At 58.4% G+C, this 21,156-nt stretch carries 16 protein-coding genes; 6 read left to right on the forward strand and 10 right to left on the reverse strand.

The features are described from left to right. Positions 1–170: 170 nt before the first annotated feature. A complete protein-coding gene (locus GSQ80_RS21395; protein ID WP_174241374.1) occupies positions 171–1,376 on the reverse strand; it encodes an MFS transporter in 1,206 nt (401 codons plus the stop codon). Between the two features lie 25 nt (positions 1,377–1,401). On the opposite strand from GSQ80_RS21395, the gene GSQ80_RS21400 reads away from it, so the two are divergent. Both GSQ80_RS21400 and GSQ80_RS21405 read left to right on the forward strand, forming a co-directional pair. Then, positions 1,402–3,429 carry a hydantoinase/oxoprolinase family protein gene (locus GSQ80_RS21400; protein ID WP_254059835.1) on the forward strand — a complete coding sequence of 676 codons (2,028 nt, stop codon included), beginning with the start codon at positions 1,402–1,404 and terminating at the stop codon, positions 3,427–3,429. Further along, complete coding sequence (locus GSQ80_RS21405; protein ID WP_158789679.1) at positions 3,426–4,991, forward strand: hydantoinase B/oxoprolinase family protein; 1,566 nt, start codon at positions 3,426–3,428, stop codon at positions 4,989–4,991. Before GSQ80_RS21400 ends, GSQ80_RS21405 begins: the two co-directional genes overlap by 4 nt. 280 nt (positions 4,992–5,271) lie before the next feature. On the opposite strand, the gene GSQ80_RS21410 is transcribed toward GSQ80_RS21405, so the two are convergent. The 3 genes from GSQ80_RS21410 to dinB form a co-directional block, all read right to left on the reverse strand. Next, positions 5,272–5,847, reverse strand: coding sequence for a DUF2062 domain-containing protein (locus tag GSQ80_RS21410; protein ID WP_254059836.1), 576 nt, complete (start codon positions 5,845–5,847; stop codon positions 5,272–5,274). 22 nt (positions 5,848–5,869) lie between these two features. Then, positions 5,870–7,462 carry a long-chain-fatty-acid--CoA ligase gene (locus tag GSQ80_RS21415; protein WP_158789680.1) on the reverse strand — a complete coding sequence of 531 codons (1,593 nt, stop codon included), beginning with the start codon at positions 7,460–7,462 and terminating at the stop codon, positions 5,870–5,872. 125 nt (positions 7,463–7,587) lie between these two features. Beyond that, positions 7,588–8,760 (reverse strand): DNA polymerase IV, encoded by a 1,173-nt coding sequence (dinB, locus tag GSQ80_RS21420; protein WP_254059837.1) that lies wholly within the window; start codon positions 8,758–8,760, stop codon positions 7,588–7,590. A gap of 177 nt (positions 8,761–8,937) precedes the next feature. Here dinB and GSQ80_RS21425 point away from each other — a divergent pair, with 177 nt between their 5' ends. Beyond that, a complete protein-coding gene (locus GSQ80_RS21425) occupies positions 8,938–9,735 on the forward strand; it encodes a hypothetical protein (protein ID WP_254059838.1) in 798 nt (265 codons plus the stop codon). Positions 9,736–9,800: 65 nt separating this feature from the next. On the opposite strand, the gene GSQ80_RS21430 is transcribed toward GSQ80_RS21425, so the two are convergent. Next, positions 9,801–9,998, reverse strand: coding sequence for a hypothetical protein (locus GSQ80_RS21430; protein ID WP_158789681.1), 198 nt, complete (start codon positions 9,996–9,998; stop codon positions 9,801–9,803). A 240-nt stretch (positions 9,999–10,238) separates the two neighbouring features. Here GSQ80_RS21430 and GSQ80_RS21435 point away from each other — a divergent pair, with 240 nt between their 5' ends. Continuing rightward, positions 10,239–11,978: a SpoIIE family protein phosphatase gene (locus GSQ80_RS21435; RefSeq protein ID WP_158789682.1), complete on the forward strand. Its 1,740-nt coding sequence runs from the start codon at positions 10,239–10,241 to the stop codon at positions 11,976–11,978. Between the two features lie 55 nt (positions 11,979–12,033). On the opposite strand, the gene GSQ80_RS21440 is transcribed toward GSQ80_RS21435, so the two are convergent. From GSQ80_RS21440 to GSQ80_RS21460, 5 genes are all read right to left on the reverse strand, one after another. After that, the gene (locus GSQ80_RS21440) at positions 12,034–12,708 is read right to left on the reverse strand and encodes a TfuA-like protein (RefSeq protein WP_158789683.1); all 675 of its coding nucleotides are present in this window, start codon (positions 12,706–12,708) and stop codon (positions 12,034–12,036) included. Then, positions 12,701–13,930: a YcaO-like family protein gene (locus GSQ80_RS21445; RefSeq protein WP_158789684.1), complete on the reverse strand. Its 1,230-nt coding sequence runs from the start codon at positions 13,928–13,930 to the stop codon at positions 12,701–12,703. The genes GSQ80_RS21440 and GSQ80_RS21445 overlap by 8 nt, the downstream gene beginning before the upstream one ends. A 25-nt stretch (positions 13,931–13,955) precedes the next feature. Beyond that, on the reverse strand, positions 13,956–14,273 hold the full coding sequence (locus GSQ80_RS21450; protein ID WP_158789685.1) for a hypothetical protein: 318 nt from the start codon (positions 14,271–14,273) through the stop codon (positions 13,956–13,958). 13 nt (positions 14,274–14,286) lie between these two features. Beyond that, a complete protein-coding gene (locus GSQ80_RS21455) occupies positions 14,287–16,833 on the reverse strand; it encodes a protein kinase (RefSeq protein ID WP_158789686.1) in 2,547 nt (848 codons plus the stop codon). Positions 16,834–17,131: 298 nt separating this feature from the next. Continuing rightward, positions 17,132–17,707, reverse strand: coding sequence for a cadmium resistance transporter (locus tag GSQ80_RS21460; RefSeq protein ID WP_158789687.1), 576 nt, complete (start codon positions 17,705–17,707; stop codon positions 17,132–17,134). A gap of 367 nt (positions 17,708–18,074) precedes the next feature. On the opposite strand from GSQ80_RS21460, the gene GSQ80_RS21465 reads away from it, so the two are divergent. Together GSQ80_RS21465 and GSQ80_RS21470 are read left to right on the forward strand one after the other, a co-directional pair. Beyond that, positions 18,075–19,874, forward strand: coding sequence for an outer membrane beta-barrel protein (locus GSQ80_RS21465; protein WP_254059839.1), 1,800 nt, complete (start codon positions 18,075–18,077; stop codon positions 19,872–19,874). A 142-nt stretch (positions 19,875–20,016) separates the two neighbouring features. Next, the gene (locus tag GSQ80_RS21470) at positions 20,017–21,150 is read left to right on the forward strand and encodes an efflux RND transporter periplasmic adaptor subunit (protein ID WP_158789688.1); all 1,134 of its coding nucleotides are present in this window, start codon (positions 20,017–20,019) and stop codon (positions 21,148–21,150) included. The last annotated feature ends 6 nt before the right edge of the window (positions 21,151–21,156 follow it).

Consider the following 21,156-nt stretch of genomic DNA (forward strand, 5'->3'; position numbering starts at 1 on the left):
AAGCAGATTCCCAGAGGGAATGACAGAAGAAAGGCAACAGCAGAGGCAAGGGCAACTGCAAAGGCAAGGCAAGAACCAATACAGGGATCCTTCGCTTTGCTCGAGGATGACGGCGAAAAACAAGCAACGGCAATGGCAGAAACAAGCAACAGCAACGGCAATGCCGTCGGTTAGGTTGCTGGTTGGGAGGTGGGTCTTAAGGCGGTGGCGATTAGGGCCGCTAATAGGAAAGCTGCGCTGGTAATGAGGAGGGCCGAGGCTAGGCCGTGATGTTCGGAGATTAGGCCGATGAGGTAGGGGGCGGCGGCGCTGGCTATGCGGCCTATGTTGTAGACGAAGCCCATGGCCGTGGCTCGGATGGGGGTGGGGAATAGGTCGGCGGCGATTACTGCGAAGCCGCTGAAGTAACCGGTGCCGAAGAAGCCTACGATGGGACCGATGACCAGCAGCAGCCAGGGGTTGGCGACCGCGGCGAAGAGGGGGACTACTGCGGCCGCGATAAGGAGATAGCTGATGTAGGTGCGCTTGGCTCCGAAACGCTCGGCGATGCTGCCGAAGCTGATGTAGCCGGCGAAGGTTCCGAGCTGCATGACTATGGTCCAGGTGGAGGTGTTGACGATGGAGAGGCCGTGGCCGCCTTGTGCGATAGGGAGAGAGAGGAAGCGGGGGGTCCAGGTGAATAGGCCCCACCAGGCGAAGAGGGTGGCGGCGTTCATGGTGGAGCAGATGAGGGTGGGGCGGGCTAGTGGGCCGAGGAAGAGTTGCAGGGGCGACGGGTTGGAAAGGCGGTCGCGCTGGAAGAGGGCTGGTTCGGGAACGCTGCGGCGGATCCAGAGAGTTAGGAGCGCGGGGAGGATTCCGGCGAAGAAGACGGCGCGCCAGCCGAAACGCGGGAGGATGAGGGCGGTGATGGCGGCTCCTAGCGCGTAGCCTATGGCCCAGAAACTTTGTACGAAGGCGAGGGCCTTGCCTCGCGCGGCGGCGGGGAAGGTTTCGGCTACGAGAGCGGCTCCGGAGGCCCACTCGCCACCCATGCCTAGGCCGAGAACGATGCGGCAGGCGGCTAGGGCGAGAGCGGTGTGCGTGAGTCCGCAGGCGGCGGTGGCGATGGAGTAGATGAGGAGGCTGGCGTTGAGGGCTCGGGTGCGGCCGAGGCGGTCGGCGAACCAGCCAAAGAAGAGGCCGCCGACGGCCGCGGAAATAAGTGTGGCGGACATCATTGCGCCGGAGAGCGCGGAGGATAGGTGAAGGTCGCGCTGTACGGCGGGGAGGATCATGGCGTAGAGCATGACGTCCATGCTGTCGAGCATCCAGCCGAGAGCGGCGGCGGCTAGGGCTCGGCGCTGGGCGGGGGATGCGTTGGTTAGCCAGGACATAAGGGCAGGGATAGGGAGACGCTCGGTGCGGTTGGTTCAAGCATACTGGTGGGGATTGGTTTGCGGAGGGCGGATTGTGGGGGAAGCTTTGCGGATTGCGGTCGACACGGGGGGGACGTTCACGGATTGCGTTGCGATGGTGGATGGGGAGATGCGCGTGGTGAAGGTGCGGTCTACGCCGGGTGATCCGGGACGGGCGGTGATGGAGGGGGTGGGGTTGCTGGGGGCGGGTGCGGGCGTTGAGTTGAGGCATGGGACTACTGTTGGGACGAATGCAATGTTGGAGCGGACGGGGGCTCGGGTGGCGTTTGTTACTACGGCGGGGTTTGAGGACACGATTGCGATTGGGCGGCAGACGCGGCCGAAGCTTTATGCGTGGACACAGCCCGCGGCGGTTTGCCTGGTGCCGGAGGAGTTGAGATTTGGAGTGCCGGAGAGGGTTAGCGCTGAGGGAGAGGTGTTGCAGCGGCCTTCCGATGCGGAGTTGGAAGAGTTGGTGGAGAGGGTGCGGGCTAGTGGGGCGGAGACGGTGGCGGTGTCGCTGCTGTTTGCGTTTTTGAATGCGGAGAATGAGGCGCGGGTGGTGGGGGCTCTGGAGGCGTTGGGGCTGCCGCTGTCGGTGGGGCATCGGATGCTGCCGGAGTTTCGGGAGTACGAGCGAGGATCGACGTTGGTGGTGAATGCTTATCTGGCACCGTTGATGCAGGGGTATTTGCTGGGGCTGGAGAGTGAGGTGGCGAAGAAGTACGCGGGGGGGACGGTGGAGGTGATGCAGTCGTCGGGCGGAATTGTGGGGGCGGGGCTGGCGGCGCGGGAGCCGGTGCGGACAGTGCTGAGTGGGCCGGCGGGCGGGGTGATTGGCGCGTGGGAGATGGCGAAGGCCGCGGGGTTTGAGCGGGTGATTGGGTTCGATATGGGTGGGACGTCTACCGATGTTTTTCTGGCGGATGCGGAGACTGGCGGCGTGCGGCGAACGAATGAAAGCGTTGTGGCGGGTGTGCCGGTGAGCGTGCCGATGCTGGATATTCATACCGCGGGCGCGGGGGGTGGGTCGCTGGCGAGGTTTGATGCGGGCGGACTATTGTGGGTGGGGCCAGAGTCTGCTGGCGCGGAGCCGGGGCCGATTTGCTTTGGGCGCGGTGATTTGCCGACGGTGACAGATGCGAATTTGCTGCTGGGGCGTTTGGATGAAGAGCAGTTTATGGGTGGAGGGGTGAAGTTGGATGCGGAGCGGGCGCGGGAGTGCTTTGCGGCTCGGCGCGGCGGGCTGAAGAGCGTGGAGGCGTTTGCGGCGGGGATTCTGCGGGTGGTGGAGACGCAGATGGACCGAGCGATTCGCGTGATTTCGGTGGAGAGGGGGCATGACCCGCGGAGGTTTGCGCTGGTGGCGTTCGGTGGCGGCGGGCCGCTGCATGCTTGTGCCGTGGCGCGAGCTCTCCGTGTGCCGACGGTGATGATTCCGGCGATGCCGGGTGCGCTGAGCGCGGTGGGGATTTTGCTAGCGGATGCGGTGCGGGATTACTCGCGGACGGTGATGCTTCCGGGCGCACGGATGGGCGAGTTGGAGGCGGAGTTTGCAGCGATGGAGGAGGTGGGGGTGCGGGAGTTTGCGGGGAAGAAGTTTGAGGTGGAGAGGACGGTGGATGTTCGGTACGTCGGACAGGGGTATGAGTTGAACGTGGTGCATGGGGTGGATGCGGCGGAGAGGTTTCACCTGATGCATGAGCAGCGGTATGGGTTTGCGAATCGCGAGCGCGGGTTGGAGATTGTGAATGTGCGCGTGCGGTTGAGGGTTCGGAGTGAGAAGTATGAGCCGGTGCGGGAGAAAATGCGCGCCGGGGATGGAGCGGAGGCGCTGCGGAGGGAGAAGCAAGTTTATTTTGATGGGGCGTGGGTAAGGGCTCGGGTGTTTGATCGGGAGAAGTTGCGGGCGGGGGATGAGTTCGAGGGGCCGGCGCTGGTGGCGGAGTATACGTCGGCTACGGTGGTGCCGCCGGGGGCGCGGTTGGTGGTGGATGAATTTCGGAATTTGGTGATTGGGGTGGGCGCATGAGCGGTGTGGATGCGGTGGAGCTGGCGGTGTTTCAGAGTGCGATGCACTCGATTGCGGAGGAGATGGGGGCGGCGCTAAGGCGGACGGCGATCTCTCCGAATATCAAGGAGCGGCAGGATTATTCTTGCGCTGTGTTTGATGCGGCGCATCGGGTGATTGCGATGGGCGATCATATGCCGGTGCATTTGGGGTCGATGCCGATGAGTGTGGAGGCTGCGGTGAGCGCACTGCGGTTGGAGCGCGGGGATGTGGCGATATTGAATGATCCCTATGCGGGGGGGACGCATCTGCCGGATATCACGATGGTGATGCCAGTGTTTTGTGAAGGCAAAGATGAGGCTAGTTTTTTTGTGGCGGCGCGGGCGCATCATGCGGATGTGGGTGGGATGTTTGCGGGGTCGATGGGACCGGCGCGGGAAATCTTTCAGGAGGGGCTGAGGATTCCTCCGGTGAAGCTGGTGCGGGGTGGGGTGGTGGATGAGGGGTTGATGGCGATGGTGTTGCTGAATGTGCGGACGCCACAGGAGCGGGAAGGGGATTTGGCGGCGCAGATTGGCGCTTGCCGCGTGGGGGAGCAGAGATTGTTGGGATTGGTTGAGCGGTATGGCGTGGAGCGGCTTGGTGTATTGGGAGAGGAGTTGCTGGATTATTCGGAACGGCTGGTAAAGGCGGAGTTGCGGATGCTGCCTTCGGGGACGTATGAGGCGGAGGATTTTCTGGATGATGATGGCGTGACGGATGAGCGGATAAGGATTGCGGTGAAGATTTCGGTTGATGCGGGGGCGATGACGGTTGATTTTGCGGGGACTTCGCGGCAGGTGGCGGGGAGCGTGAATGCGGTGCGGGCTATTACGCTGTCGGCTTGCTTTTATGTGCTGCGGTGTTTGCTGGGGGAGGATGCTCCGGCTACTGCGGGGATTCTACGGCCGTTGACGTTGGTAACAGAAGCAGGGAGTGTGGTGGACGCCTGGCCGCCGGCTGCGGTGGCAGGAGGGAATGTCGAGACGTCGCAGCGCATGGTGGATACGCTGCTGCGGGCGTTGGCGAAGGCTGCGCCGGAGAGAGTTCCGGCGGCGAGTGCGGGGACTATGAGCAATCTTACGATTGGAGGGGTGGATGCTCAGACGGGTTCGGTATTTACATACTACGAGACGACTGCGGGAGGGATGGGTGCAAGTGCTGCGGGGGACGGGCTGTCAGGGGTGCAGACGCACATGACAAACTCGCTGAATACTCCGGTGGAGGCGCTGGAGTTTGCGTATCCGCTGCGGATGAGGCGGTATGGGTATCGGCGCGGGTCGGGTGGCGAGGGGATGCATCGCGGTGGCGACGGGTTGGTGAAGGAGGTGGAGATGTTGTGCGATGCGGAGGTGACGTTGCTGGCGGATCGTCGGATGGTGAGGCCTTATGGGTTGGAGGGTGGTGCGGAAGGCGCGGCGGGACGCGCTGTGTTGCGCGAGGGAGATGAAGAGCGGGAGTTGCGCGGGAAGTGTAGCGCACGGGTGAAGCGTGGTGCGGTGTTGCGGCTGGAGACTCCGGGTGGTGGCGGTTGGGGCCGGTAGCGCGGTGAGATTGTTTTCACTGGCTCCGATGGGCGTTGTCGGCCGCCCACCCGTCCGCAAAAAGCGCGTACGGATGGGGCACCCGGCCGTTGTCTTTCCGTGGAGTGGAGTTGTCTATAACGCCGCCTTTGGGGATCAATGCTCAAACAGATTTCTAGGAACACTGGCTCCGAGGTATGCGCGGCCTTAGATATTTCAAACTCAACATTCGAGCCTTGCGGTCCATAGGCTATGCGAGGTCACCGGATTGGAGCGGTTCTCGAAAAGTCTGGGACGGAGCCTACTCGTGTAGCGCGGGGCGTGAGGAGATGAGCGCCTTGTTGTGGCGCATTAGCAAGACCAGCGCACGTCGCAGATAGAGGGCGAGTAGCGGCATCGCAATTGCGGCCACAACGCCCCATACGATCAGCGCATGCCACTCCCATTGCCAGATGTTGTGAAGCAGTCGCAGGGGATGCCGGCTCAGGTGCTCGATTTGGCGGCGATTAAGCGGAAGGCTTCGCGTGTGGAATAGATGCACGCCGAGTTCAATGAACGGAAGGAATAGCACCAGGTGAATGGGAGTCATTGAGTGTGCGCCAATTTGTGATGCGACCTGGCTGAGACCGAAGGCCCAGGCGAGCAAGATGACGATGAAGGTGGTGAGTCCTACGGAAGGATTGATGCCAATGACGATGCCCAGGGCGAGACTCCAGGCTAGACGTCGCGGTGTGACGCCGCCGCGCAGAAGACGGAGGAGCGGCCGCAGAACTTTACAGCGAAACGTCTCGCGTAGCGACTCAGGCACCAGCATGAGAGGTTGGATGCCGATTGGGGGTGCCAGGGCGTTGCGGGAAGGCTGGTTGCTGCTCCGCACCCTTGGCCGATGCGAGGTTGGGTCACTTGGTTAGGACTTTTTCGTGCGAATGGTTGGTGGTCCAGAACTGCGCACGGAGTTGGCCTTTTAGGATCTTGCCCGTGCCTCCTTTGGGGAGAGGCTCGGTCTGGATGACGAAGCGGCGGGGGAGTTTGAATTTGCCTAAGTGCTTGCGGGCGGTTTCGAGGAGTTGCTCTTCGGTGATGGCGGAATTCGCGGCGACGACGACGATGGCGACGGGAATTTCTCCCCAGCGAGGGTCGGGGGCGGCGACCACTACGCACTCGAGGACGCCGTGGTGGGTGAGGAGAGCATGTTCGACTTCGATGGAGGCGATGTTTTCGCCGCCGCTGATGATGATGTCCTTCTTGCGGTCGACGATGCGGAAGAACTTTTCGGGACTCCAGACGGCCATGTCGCCGGTGTGCAGCCAGCCCTCGATGAGGGCTTCGCGGGTGAGCTTGGGGGAACGATAGTAGCCGTCCATGACCTGGTCGCCGCGGACGACTAGTTCGCCGACGGTGGTGTTGTCCTGGGGGACGTCGCAACCCTGGCTGTCGACGACGCGAACGTCGGTGCCGATGACGGGCCAACCGGCGGAGGCGGAGAAGCGGAGGCGCTGGTTGTCGTCGGCGAAGTGGTTGGTGCCTTTCGGACGAGCTGTACTGACGACGGGCGAGGTCTCGGTAAGACCGTAGCCGACGGTGATGCTGGTGTGCGGAAGGAAAGCTTCGAGTTGCGCGATGAGCTCGGGTGAAGAGGCTGCGCCGCCGAGGATGACGTATTTGAGGCTGGAGAGATCGTGTTGCGTACGTGTGGGGCAGGAGAGCAGGGCTGCTGCCATCGTGGGCACCAGGATCACGTAAGAGACGCGCTCCTCTTCGATGAGGCGGAAGATGGTGGGAGGGTCGAAGCGGCGCAGCATGACATGTTTGAAGCCGCACATGGTGCCGAATTGCGGGAAGCCCCATCCATTGGCGTGGAAGAGCGGGATGGTGTGGAGGAGGACGTGGCCGTCGTCGTGATCGAGCGAGGCGGCGAGCGACAGGGCGTGCAGGTAAAGGGTGCGGTGCGAGAGCATGACGCCTTTGGGTGCGCCAGTGCTGCCGCTGGTATAGAAGAGTTCGGTGATGGCGGTTTCGTCGATGGCCATGAGGTCGGGCATGGGGATGGGGGCGTGCTGGAGGAGCGAGGCAAGCGTGAGGTCCGTGGTGGAGTCGTTGATGGCGATGAAGAGGCAGTCGGGGACGGCGTGGCGAAGCTGTTCGACGATGGCGGAGAAGTCGTTCTCGTAGAGGAGGACGGTGGGCTGCGCGTGGCGGAGGATGACTTCGAGCTCGGTGGGGTGGAGACGTACGTTGAGCGGCATGACAATGGCGTCGGCGAGCGGTATCGCATAGTAGCTTTCGAGCAGCGCGCTGCTGTTGAAGCTGAGGACGCCGATACGGTCGTCGGGGGCAACGCCGTTGGCGACCAGGCCTGCGGCTATGCGGCGGCAGCGGTCAGCGAACTGGGCGTAGGTGGTACGGGTTTCTCCTTCGACCACGCCGATCTTCCCAGGGTAGAGATCCAGGGCGCGAAGGAGACAACGCAGGGGAGTGAGAGGAACATGCATCGGGTGGGAGCCTCGGGATTAGTTGTTGGCCAGCTGCTCTTTCAGGTGGTTGGGCGAGAGAGGGCACAAGATGGGGGCAGTGTAGGTGGCGACAGCAAGGTCTGTCCAGTTACGGTTGGCTTGTCTTACTCCAAGTTCAGCACAGGCTCCGACGGCGCTGAGTGGTCTTCCTCGTCGCTTTGGAAGTTGCTGAGGCCGACTCCTACGAGGCGAAAGAGTTGGGACGGATCGAGTTCGACGCGGTCACGGAGGGAGAGAGCAATGGTGGCCAGCTCTTCGGAGGATGAAGGAAGCACAGGAGACGTTAGGCTGCGGGTGAGGGAACGGAATTCTTTGGTTTTCAACTTGAGGACGACGGTTCTTGCACCGCGCTGATTGTTGCGGGAGGCGTTCCAAACTTTTTCGGCGAGTTGTCGAATGGCCGGTCCGGTTTCTGCAAGGGGAATGTCTTCGGGGAAGGTATCTTCGGCGGAGATTTGCTTGCTCAAGCGATTGGCTACTACTGGGTTGTGATCGATGCCTCGTGCGAGTTCGTAGAGACGCACGCCATAACGACCAAAGTAGTTTTCGAGCGTGGTTAGGTCCATCGCGTGGATGTCGCCGACGGTCTTGATACCGGCCTGCTTCATTCGTTCTTCGGTGACTTTGCCAACGCCAGGAATACGACCGACTGGCAGGGGAAGAAGGAAGGCCTGGATTTCGTGCGGCTGAATGACGAAGAGGCCGTTGGGCTTCTTCCAGTCGGAAGCGATCTTGGCGAGGAATTTATTGGGAGCGACTCCGGCTGAGGCGGTGAGTTTCAGCTCATCCTGAATCTGTTCTCGAATGGCTTTGGCTACGCGGGTTGCGGTGGGGAGGCCTGTCAGATTTTCAGTCACGTCTAGATAGGCTTCATCGAGAGAGAGCGGCTCGATCATCGCGGTATGACGTTCGAAGATGGCGCGCGCGGCCAGCGAGGCCGCCTTATAGCGAACGAAGTCCGGCTTGATGAAGATGGCATCGGGGCAGAGGCGCTCTGCGGTCAATGCGGGCAGGGCCGAGCGCACTCCATAACGACGCGCTTCGTAGGATGCGGCGCAGACGACTGACCGCTTGCCCTGCCATGCGACGACAACAGGTTTGCCGCGTAGGGCAGGGTCGTCTCTCTGTTCAACCGATGCATAAAACGCGTCCATATCGATGTGAACGATCTTGCGCAGTTGGATGGAACTGGCGAGGGGGTCTGCCGAGGTTGAGATGAGGGTGTCCATGGACGGAATGGATGCTTCGGACGACTCGCGCAAAACGTGTTCATTCATTCTGGCATATTCGCTAATTGTTCGCCTATACTGCGGAGAAGAAATTCGACCGACATACTTCGCCGCGGAGAAAGATAGCGAAGCGGGAAATGGGACCCAGCGTCTATGACCGATAGGAGCTTCGAACCGATTTTCGCGGATAGCCCATGTAAGGGAGATCTGCCTACGGGTCTACGTTTGCGCACTGAACTCAGTGCGCGGAGCCTGAAGCATGCATTGATACATGGCTACCTGCACGAGCGCACCGACGGAACGATCCCGAGTATTTTATTCGCCTGCGATGAACATGGACGACATGGCAACTTTCATCCCGCATCGTACCGAAGCATCTGCGCGACGCCGGCCTGGTCGAAGCGCCTGGAGAAGGTTCATACCGCGCATCGGCGGGTTCGCGTCCGGGCTAACTGGGCGTGGAAGGAGTTGGATTGTTCGAACAGCTCGGACGCGCTGTTGATGAATGTTTTTTGCTATCCGGCCCTTACAGTTGTGCCTGCCGTTCGGGCTTTGTTGGGCAGTGATCGTACAGAACTTCCGGAGTTTGGGATTAAGCCGCGTACGCCGTTCTCTAATGGCGGGAAGGACAACACGGAAATCGATATGAGGCTTGGAGATCTGTTGGTCGAAGCCAAGCTCACAGAGTCCGACTTTCAAGTCGCTGACCCTCGGTTGGTGCGGCGATATCGTGATCTTGAGACTGTCTTTGATACGTCTGAACTTCCGCTTCGGAATGGGAAGCACGTTGGGTATCAGTTAATCCGCGGCATTCTTGCGGCCTATGCTGCTGAGGGCAGCTTCTGCGTCTTTTGCGATGCTCGTCGCCCGGATCTCTCCGAATGCTGGTATCGCGTGATGCGTGCGGTGCGGCTCTACGATCTGCGCTGCAGACTCAAACTGCTGACCTGGCAAGAACTAGCGGAGGTTGTCCCACGCGATTTACAGGAGTTCCTTGCGCTGAAGTATGGCATCGTTCCGTAGATGGCATTCAAAGGCGAGATTCTGATCGCCGGCCGAATATCAATCGGCGCGCAAAATCTACATTTCTAAATGGACAGCGTTACGGTCACTGAAAGCTCGCCATTGTCGTCATCGTAATATTCGAAGCTCCTTGCCTTCACCGTAAACGGTCCGTCCTTATAGGAGAACTGGTCTCCCACATTGGGGACGGGCAAAAACCCGTCGCCTTCAGCGAGAGTGAAACTTTCTCCGGTTTGCGTCTTGTATACGACGGTGATGAACATTTGCTCTCCTGTCGATTTGCTGGTTGGAACAGCGCTTTAACCTTGTTTGACTCTAATAGGGCGTGGGAGGATCATTAGAATCCACAAGTTTGTACGCTCGACTAGCCCAAACATCGCTATTTAGACGTCATCGCTCGCGAAGTCGCTTATTTTCACAAGATTGTTGAGTTCGTTAGGCCGACAGTATCGTTTCGTAAATGTAATATTCCAGACAACGGCACTTCGATGGTGTTGGTCCGCATGACAGGTCCAGACGCAGCCGGACAAATACCGAGAACACCGGATGCTGAGGTACAGGCCGCGATGGACAACCCAGAGTTTCCCAATCTTCGAAAGTTCTCACTGCAGCTTCTTGACGGAGCCAGCCGCCGGACCATAACGATCGAACGATTTCCGTTCCTGGTTGGGCGTTCAGCGCAGTCCGACCTGATGTTGTCTCAGTCCTATATCTCCCGCAGCCACGCAAAGATTACTCTTGAGGGCGAAGAGGTTGTTCTTGAAGACACCAAAAGCAGCCACGGAACTTTTGTAAATGGGGAGCGGATCAGGAGGCGCACCCTGCGACCGCGAGACTCCATCCGGTTCGGATCTGTCGAGGGGCCGGAACTGCGGTTTGAGGCTGACGACCGGAAAGGTTCGACGAACCTGACCATCCTGGAGCAGATGCAGGGGATTCATGCGCAGCCGTCGGACCTGGAAAAACTGCGCTGGTTTCTGCAGGCCGCCCGGGACCTCAACAGCGCGGGCGGGGTGGAGCGCGTTCTGGCATCGTTACTGGAGTCGACCTTGGCGTTGGCCAAAGTGGAGCGTGGCTATGTCTTTCTGGCGAACACCGAAGGCGTTCTGGAGCTGGCGCTCGGCAGGGACGCGGCAGGACATGTCCTGGCAGAGACGCCTGCGGTATCTCAGACCGTAATGCGCCAGGCGATCGAAGGCGCGGATCAGTTCCTGGTGACGGATACTTTGGCGGCGGTAAGCGCTGTTCCGGAGAGCATCCTCGCACAAAACATCCACAAGATCATCTGCATTCCTCTTCGCCGGTTGAGAGAACCGGGACGGGGCTCCCGCGCTGAGGATCAGGCCCGATGTGTATTCGGGGTGCTGTATCTCGAGAGCCACCTCCCCCCAGAGCAAGACTCCGATGTAGACCATGAGCTGATGAGAACGATTGCACGGGAGGCTGCGGCTCTCGTGGACAACGCGCAGCTGGCCGCGATTGAAGATCAGGCCCGACAGCATAAAGAGGAGTTGCAGATTGCAGCGGCCATCCAACAGGGTTTAATGGCCATGCATATCCCCGTCCTTCCATTCGCCAACGTGCAAGCGAAGAGTGTTCCATGTAGGGATGTAGGCGGCGATTTCTTCGATGTTATTTCCGGCGACGGCATCCTCAATGTTGCGCTTGTGGATGTCTCGGGCAAGGGAATCTCTGCTGCTATCCTGGCCGCAACACTGCAGGGAATGCTGTATGTTCAACTGCAGGCGCAGCAGCCGCTCGAGACGATCGCGTCCGCGACCAATCGATATTTATGCCAGAAGGATATAGGAAAGTACGCGACGATGCTGTTGCTGCGGCTGCATGAGGACGGCCAGCTGGAGTACATGAACTGTGGCCATATACAACCTCGGGTGTGTTCAGGCGGTATCATTTCGCGGCTGGACACCGCAAATCTTCCTGTGGGCCTCATCGTTGGCGCCGAATATTCGACCGGAATCACGAAGCTTGGTATCGGCGAGCGCGTGGTTTTGGTGAGCGATGGGTTCACGGAGGCGGAAGATCCGCAAGGAGAATTCTTTGGGGAGGGGCGGCTGGATTCGGCTGCACTCTGCGGGGGCCTGGAGGAAATGCTGCAGAGCATGACCGAATTCTGTGCGGGGCAACCCGCTAGCGACGACTGCACGATCGTTCAGGCGACGTATAGCGGACCTATTCATGACGGTGCGGCGGGTCTGCGACTGGGGCGGCGCGAAAGCAGTTAGCTTTCGCCTTGAAGAAGACGGCGGCAGACAACGGCCCTGGGTCTTTGAGCCGTCGTCATTGGGTAATTACTTCGCATGCAGTCAGCGGAGGTGTCTGTTCTTTCGCTGCTTCGCTCTTCCGCGCACATGCCATGGCAGTCAGCAGCGCACATGCATCGTCACGCTTCAAATCCGGGAGAGGTTGCGTCTCGGCAAACTTCCTCAGCGGAGGGCAGATCTCCTCGAGCGCGCGCCATGATCGATGCGGGAAGTAGCGAGCCTTAATTACAGAGATCAGCTCATGGTGTTGGCTTTCAGTGATTACTCCTGCAATGCGCGCGAGCGCTAGGGCTTCCCGAAGGTTAACCATTGGATCGGAGAGCGCTCGGTAGGTGCCCGGCTCATAAGCGACGGCAACCTCGTCGTCCGCATCGAGAATCCCATCGCGAAACTGCTCAAAGATGCGTCCAATCCCCACCATGCCGAAGGTGTGCGTCTCCGCGGCTCGAAGTGCACCCATGCTGGAAGAGCCGAAAACTTTGATGCCGCGATCCAGCGCCTGGATGATTTCCTTTGGAGAGACTGCTAGTTTTTGGAAGAATTCCCCATCGATGATTCCTATGAAGCGAATGCTGGCAGGCAGACGGGCTATGTCGCCCCGGCAAATCGGTGGAAGGAACTCCGCATCCAGCAGGCGCCGGGCTTCCTCCACAGGCAGGCTCGGGCCCAGAAAGACAACGGTGTCATGCATGTTGGTTCCAGAACTCGACAGCACGTGGGCCGACACGCCCGTGGTCGCTAGCCCACAACTCAATCCCGGGAACAATGACTCGCACCACGGAATGGGTTGTGCAGTCAGGTGTGAAGTCGACGACAATCGCTTCGGACAAACCGGCAGTCTCTAGCCGGTCCATCAGCCACCGGACATCTTGATTAAGGTCATCGAAGCTGTGAGACTCGATCGCTTCAAAGGGGCGGCGACTCCGCGACTCTCCGAGTACCCAACTTCTCCGATTTACGACCGCGATCCGCTTGGTGTGGGGCGCAAACGTTTCTTTGGGTGCGTTTGAGTCTACGATATCTTCGCGAACGGCTTGAATGTCGACGCAACGCGACTGCGCGACTTCACTAATTGCCCGGCGCAATGCCACATGGGCGTTTGGGCTGCATCCGAAGCCGACGTGGGCCATAGGAAAACCGAAGATGCTCTCATCTCCTACGGAGGCAAGAAATGCCGGTACCTGAAGAGCGGAGGTCATATCCCGAACCTGCAAATTTAGGCCTGCCTCCTGAAAGGCGCGGAACAACTCATTCTGTTCGGGTATTTCAATGCAAGGACAATGTTCGAGATCATCGCTTTGACCTGCGGTGCCGCCGATGACTCGACGTCTTGCCGCGGGCAGGAAGCTTGCGCCGAGTTCAGCGAAAGTCCAGGCGTCGCGCTCGATGAGTTCGCAGAGCGCATGGTAGATGGCTTCCAGGCGGTTATTGCCAGACGCAAGCCCATTGCTGTCGCTTACCGTGAACGGTGAACCATGGGGCACATCATTCCAAAGATATCCTGCCAAATGTGCGGGGACCCAAACCTTTTCTCCTGAAAACAGCTCCGTTCCGCGCACCCAACTGCAGAGGCTTTCCGCTGTGAAGTCTTCAAACAAGGCTTGGTTAATCTTCCGGGGATCCAGGGTCCGGGCCTGTTGCGATAGCTGACTGTAGGTAGCTTCGATGTATGGCAACCTGGTCTTCAGTGCTGTTTGCCGCTCGATAGACTCCATCAGCGCTCCCACCTTCGCATCGATGGGGCGCAATCCTTTTCCGTTATAAACAGAGATGCCATCGTCAGAAGATGGCACGATCGCGGAGTAGACAGGGATGCCGACTCGATCAAGGCCGGTGATATCTGCTATGCGTGTAACGCCTAGTGTGTTCCCGACCTCTCTTAGCCGCGCGAAGGTTTCGGAGGCGGCGATCACGCGATCCAGGCCATCAACTTTTTGGCTATTTAGGTTTCTCAGGCTCGTGTGGATGAGGGGCACTGGAACTCCCGGGATTGCGGTTCATCACTTTGAAGGAATGGCAACCTAACACGACGAAATTAATCCCCTCGAGAATTTCTACCAAAATCTCGCCGAGTTGCACTTCATCTACGTGCGGCCCGAAAGACCTGGACGCTTCGGAAATCGTCGGCATGGAGCGGCGTACGGCATCCCTCTGAGCTTCATTGAGGGGTTCCAGGAAGTAAACGAACCTTTCCATAAGGTCGCGGAATTCCTCTCTACTTAATCCCAGCTCATGCAGAAACTCTTGTTTTGTCATGTAGCCACCTCCTTCATTCGATATTCATTTGACCAAGCAGCTTATGAAAGCGAGGATCAGAATGCAGCGGCATTAAAAGGGGATCTACATTCACGGAAAGGAGGTCGCTGTCTCGCCGCGCGTAGGCCAAGTCCAGCAAATCCAGTGCTTTGCGGTAATTTCTGAGAGAAGTATAGTAGACCGCAGCCTGATACGGAAAAGAATCTTGCGCATCGCCCTTTTCTGAAGCTTGCTTGAGCCATTTCGCGGCACTAGCACGGTCTCCGACGAGGGCATAGACGATGCCCAACATGATGGCCCTATCAGCCTCTGTTCCGGGATCAACAGGTGCTGTCCGTAGAAGATAGATGGCATCCGTCGGCCGCTTGAGCTCAACGTAATCAACGGCGAGTAATTCGATCGCCTGCTCAAAGTTCGGCGTTGTTTTGAGTTGCTCTTCCAACAAGTGGGACGACTCGGCCATTCGCCCCCCGCATTGCGCCACCCAGGCTCGGGACATGGTCGTAAGTAGCGAATTCGGATCCACCACCTGTACATAGGCAATCTGCGCCTGCGCTTCCGCATCTCTCCCCAGGGGGGTCAAGACGGAGACGGCATACTGAATATGAGCGTTCAGATCGTTGGGGTTTAGTTCCAGAGCGCGCTGATAGTCACTTTCTGCCCCTTTCCAGTCATAATTCAACATGGCGCGAGCCGAGGCGCGCGAGCCATAGGCTTCACCCAAAGTGGGATCCAAGGCAAGCGCCTGGTCCGCCGTTTTGAGGGCATTCTTCATCAATGGAATCTGGTTCCCGGAACGATAGGCAGCGAGCAGGATGTAACTGTCGGCCAAACCTGCATAGGCCGGAGCATAGTGTGGATCCGCAGTGAGTGCACTTTGAAATTCCGTGACCGCAGCAAGCAGAGCTGCATCCGTCCGCTGTGTGAGACTATAGCGGCCCTTGAGATACGCGGTGTAGGCTGCCGGGTTGGTGGTGTATTGACGTTTGAGCCGGGCCTTCTGGTCGGGATTCAGGCGGACCTTGAGATGGTAGGCCACGTCCGTGGATATCTCGTTTTGCAGCCCGGCAAGATCGGAAATTTCGCCCTCGTAGGTCTGACCCCATATTTGCGAACCGCTGCTTACGTCGATGATTTCAATGGGAATGCGCACATGGCCACCGGCTTCGGAGAATGACCCGCTCACCACGGATTTCACCTTCAGACGTCTGCCGGATTCACTGGGATCGCTACTTTGTGAAGGATAGCGTTCGGCGATGCCAGCGGCTTTTACCTGCAAGCCTGGCATCCCGGCCAGGTCATTGGTGAGCGCTTCGGTGAAACCAGAGCCTACGTAATCGAGCCCACTGTCTCCGCTGGCGTTGTGAAGCGGTAACACCGCCAGACTGGTCGGGTCGGTTGGACGATGGCGCCACTTCCAACCCATTGTTCCCAGCAGCAAGCAGGCGATGGTTATACCCGCGGCCCAAAATAACCATTTACGTGCGGGGGGCCTAAGATCCGACAGGATATCGTCAAGCCTCGGAAATCGATCTCCCGGGCGCGTCGCCAAGCTGCGTTGGATGACGACCGCCCACCGAACGGGGATCGATTTCGCGGGAAGCTTTATTCCCGCTGCCTGCCCCGAAGAATTGCTCTCCGTGCGGACGGGAAGGGAACCGGTGATCATTTCGCACATGACCACACCCAAGGCATATTGGTCGGCCAGCGCGGTAACATTGCCCGTGAGCCTTTGTTCAGGCGCCATGTAATCAGGCGTACCTTGCCCTCTGCCCTCCTGCAAACCGCCGTTTGGCGTGAGGACGTTTAGCGCCAGTCCAAAATCTGTGATCACCGCGCGCAGTTTTCCGGGCCCCGCGCTCACCAGCATGATGTTTCTGGATTTGAGGTCACGGTGAACAACGCCGAGAGAATGTGCGCTGTTCAAACCCTGAACTAACTGTTGCACGAGGTTGAGTGCAGCACCAGGTTCAAACGGACCGTGGTGACGCAGATACTCACTGAGCGTAGGGCCGTCAAGGAACTCCATACAAAGGAATATTCCCGTGGCGTGAGAAGCCGTTTCGTAGGTAAACAGCTCGTGAATCCGACAGATGTTGGGATGAGAGATGGCTCGGGCCTGTCGTACTTCGCGCCGGAAACGCTCTACCACCTCAGGATTCTGCACCATGTCTGCACGAATCGTCTTGAGGGCTACGCGTTCCTGCAACTGGCTGTCCCAAGCCTCCCAAACCTCTCCCATTCCGCCGCGGGCGATGAATCGAAGAATTTTGAAACGGTTGAAGATAACCTTGTCTATTTGGAACGGGCCATCCGCTTCCAAACCGGAACGTTCCGCAGCGAAAGAGGCTGTCGCGTCTTCCGGCACTTCCATTTGTGCAGCTGTAAAAAGCGGCTTCTCGTCCCTCGCCGCAAGTAATGCCTCCACGGCGTGGCGCAGCTCGGGGTCACCCTCACATGTGCGATCAAGGAACGAGATACGCTCCTCGCGCGTTAAGGGCAGGGCCGCAGCGAAGATTTCCTCAGCCGGGTCTCCCTGAGTAGACATGTCAGAACCCATGAGTCGCGAAAATTATCTCCGAACCAGGCCAAGCTAGCAAGCAAAAAGCGACAAAAACATCCACTTACGCGTGCAATGGACCCCTTCAGGAATGAGATAGATAAGCAGCTGGCATACTCGGGAGACGGCGACTTGAAGGTATAAGCGTACACGTTGGGGCGTTTGTGCGGCAGACGATCGCTAAGCCGCGCGCATTTGAACACAGACAACAAGAAGTGTTTTATCAGTACTGCGAAGCGCACCTCACAGCATCTAGAAGCTGCTTTGCGACCTCGTAAAGATGCCGGTACGACGGGGATCAGCGCGCTGGAAATAGAATGCGAAGACCCAGGATCAGGAGCACCACAGGGAAGAGCCAAGCGCCCCATTTGGCAACCGGCGCGCGCAAAGAGCGATGGTGGGCTAACCAGTGAGCGAAGAAGCACCAGGCAGCCGTCATGATCAGGAAGACCAGGATGAGGATGGCGCAGTTATGCCACGGCCAGTTGGCGAAGAGCGGGAGATAGACGCCGAGGTTGTCTCCTCCGCTGGCAATGGTCAAGGCAGCCACGCTCAATGTTTGTGAATGCCGGAGAGGTTGCGCGGGAGATATCCCGGCGCGATCCTCGGAATGCCGGAACAGAGCGACAAGCTTTTGCAGCCCAAGGACTATAGGTATGAGTCCGAGCCATCGCAGATACGAGGCGGGGATGGCCACGGCAATTCGAGAGCAAAGCAGGCCTGCGGCAAGCAACGCTATTACGCCGAGGTACTGGCCAAGAAGGATTGCGACCTTTGCTGTCCTACGTTCAGCGTACAGGCTGAGCAGCAGAAAGAGGTCATCCACGTGGGTTGCAACAAAGAGCACGAGGCTCAAGCTAACTAGCGTGATCATTCGCCATCAGGACAGGTGACGACCCAGCTTAGCATTGCGGGGCGAATGTCGTGCTTCGAGATGGTCTGCGTGTCGGGAAATTGTGATCGTCCTTATGAATTCTTTATCCCATTCCATACAGATTCCTTACACAGCCTGCTCTAAATTGAACGTACTCCAAGCGATGCGAGGGGGACCGCGATTGTGATTTGAGCCGTAAGTCAACGGTTATTGCAGGGAAGAACGATGACGCCACGAACCTGAATTGCATTTGATTCGGAAGGGTGGCTTGTTGCCTGAAAACTGCGCTCAAATGCCGAGCCATGCGAGCGACGATGCAACACAAATCAAAGGTCTGCAGCGCATTGCCTGGACAAGAGAGGCCTCAATGAAGAACGCACTAAAGATGGCGATGATCGGCTTAGCCATTACGATACCTATGACATGCCGGGCGCAGGATACGACGTCGGGTGCAAAACAACCCGCGGGATCGACGCAAGGCACGCCTCAGTCGACAACCAACGGCTTATCGAGCCAGCAGATGACGTCGTTGCAGGCGGAGTTGGATGAGCTCAAGGCAAAGATTGCGCAAATCGAAGCGGAGATAAAGGCGGGAGCTGGGCAGAATGCGACCGCACCTCCGCAGAAGACGGCGGCCCCTGCACAAAATGCAGTGGCCCCTGCGCAGAACACGGTAGTTCCAGCAGCCACGACGAAAGAAGCCCCCGCTGTAGCGGTCGTAGCGGCTGCACCAGCAGCTACAGATTTTCCTGCGGAGACGACCACCGAGGGAGCGCCGTTTCCTGGCGACTGGTCGTGGCTGAATGCCCAAGGCCGCGTGGTTGATTTTCCGCTGGCCACAAAATACTTCACTCCTGAGTTTCGGTCGGACGTGAATTACATTCTCGACTTCAACCACCCTGAGGATGACACCATGGGTGGGTCGACCGAATCATTTCGCTCGAATGAGTTCCAGTTAGAGCAGTTGAGCTTTGGCGGCGACATTCGCGTTCAAAATGTGCGCGGTCGGTTTCTTACTATGTTTGGCGAGTTTGCCACAACGACTCCGCGCAATGACGCCAGTTATAGCCGCGGTCAATGGGATCTCGCCGATGCGTATCGGTATGTTTCGGAAGCGTGGGGCGGATATCACTGGGACAAGTTGCATGGCATTAATCTTGATGCCGGAATCTTTGTTTCTTATATCGGGTTGTTCAGCTACTACAACGCCGATAACTGGGCCTATCAGCCTTCGTTTGTTTCTTCCAATACACCGTGGTTCTTCACGGGTGTGCGCGGACAGGTTTTTGTGACGAAAAATCTGAAGATAGAGCCGTGGTTTATCAATGGCTGGCAATCGTATGCACGCTCTAACGGAAAGCCGGGATTGGGCGGACAGATTCTCTGGCATCACGGGGACTGGCTTGACCTGGTCTTCAATAATTACGGTCTGGGGGAAGATGCTCTCGGTGTCCCATATCGCCATCGTTATCACACGGACGACAGTATCCAGGTTAAGTATTACGACAACAAGAGCCACTTCATCGATAAGGCGGCATTTACCTTTACAGCTGACGCCGGTTGCGAAGTGGGTGTGGGAACCAATCCTGTGGACGCCGGCACAAACGTAGCATGCCATGGCGATAAGCCGGCACCCGCATCGGCCGGCGGCGGGACAGCCTATAAGCAATACTTCATCGGCTATATGGAATACAACCGCGTGTGGTGGGACAAGGACAAGTACGCCTTCACCTTGGGCGGCGGTCAAATGAGCAATCCCGGCCGCTACTTGACGTTGTTGCCGCCAATCAACGGAGCGACCGCGACCAGCGGAACGCCTTACTTCACGGAGAACCCTGGCGATAAGTACACGGCGTGGGATACCACAGGAACGATCGACTACATGCCGAACCAATTCATCACATTCCGCACCGAGGTAGGGTATCGGCACGCGAGTGTTCCTTACTGGACGGGGCGTGGCGGAATTACGCCTCCGGGTGGAAACAATGGGTCTCCCGCGGACTACGCCTGCAGTACCGGTGCGTCTTCCGGGGTAGGTTTTAGCGGAGGACTTGCTGCCGCGCAAGCAGCTTGCGGCGGACCTGCTGGCTCTACCTCGTCCATCTGGTTCCCCGACCTTCGCAGGGACCAGTTGGCGTGGACTACGGCCATCATGGTGAGGTTCTAAGCCCAGCTTACGCACATCGCATCTATGGATGAATGGGCAGAGTGCCCAGAGCTTTCTTCTGGCACTCTGCCTTAGCTAAACCTTATTCGCCACACTATCCGGTGAACGCCTTATGCGCTTCCGTAGTGGTCCAGCCCTGTCCATGAAAGCCACCCTCGTGAGAATTCCAATTGTTACATTGTCCTTCGTGGTGGTGATGGCGGGGTGCAATTCAAAGCCCCCCGACCCAGCGGCCGGTCTGCCGCCCGCAGCGAAAGTGACGCAGGCCTACGAAGCGCAGGAGTTTGCTCCTGAACATCCGGAGCAATTCCCGCTGGTTGCTGCCACCGAACACCGCGCAGCAGCACAACTGGCCGTTACGGGATCCATTAATCCAGACGTTTCTCGCACCGTACCGGTGATCTCACTAGCCTCAGGACGTATTGTCGGCATTTACGCGCGGCTCGGGGAGGTGGTGAGAAAGGGCCAACTCCTTCTTCGCGTTCGGAGTGACGATATCTCAAACGCGTTTGCGAACTATCAGATGGCTGTGTCCGATGAGGTATTGGCAAAAGCGCAGTGGGACCGAGCACAAGATCTTCTAAAACATGGAGCCATCGCTGTCGCCGATCTTGAGGTCACGAGGGATACAGAGGAAAAAGCTAAAGTCGCAATGGATACCGATGCGGAACATCTGCGCCTGTTGGGCAGCAGTATCAACCATCCAAGCGGCATCGTGGACATCATCGCACCCGTCTCCGGCGTGATTACCGATCAAGAAGTGACGAATGCCGCTGGCGTACAAAGTTTGGGAACAAGCCCGTTCACCATCTCCGATCTCTCGACGGTTTGGGTCGTTTGCGATGTATACGAGAACGACCTGGCGAATGTGCACACCGGGGATCCGGCAGAGATCACATTGAATGCGTATCCGGGCCGTGTGTTCAGGGGAAAAGTCAGCGATATTTTTCCGATACTCGATCCGAACATCCGTACCGGCAAGGTGCGTATCGAGGTCGCGAATCCCGGAATGATGAAGATCGGCATGTTCGTGACCGCGACGTTTGAAGGAAAGACTGAGCAGGCATACGCGGCGGTACCCTCGTCGGCCATCTTGCATTTGCATGATCGCGACTGGGTCTACGTGCCGGTGGCAAACAAGCGATTCAAGCGAATCATGATCGTTGGGGGGGACCTCTTACCAGGGAACATGCAGGAGGTTCTGTCGGGTTTATCGGTTGGCCAACAGGTGGTGATCAATCCACTGCCTTTGCAAAACACTGTCGACACCCAGTAACCGCCG

This window comes from Granulicella sp. L46 (genome assembly GCF_009765785.1).
Taxonomy (GTDB): domain Bacteria; phylum Acidobacteriota; class Terriglobia; order Terriglobales; family Acidobacteriaceae; genus Granulicella.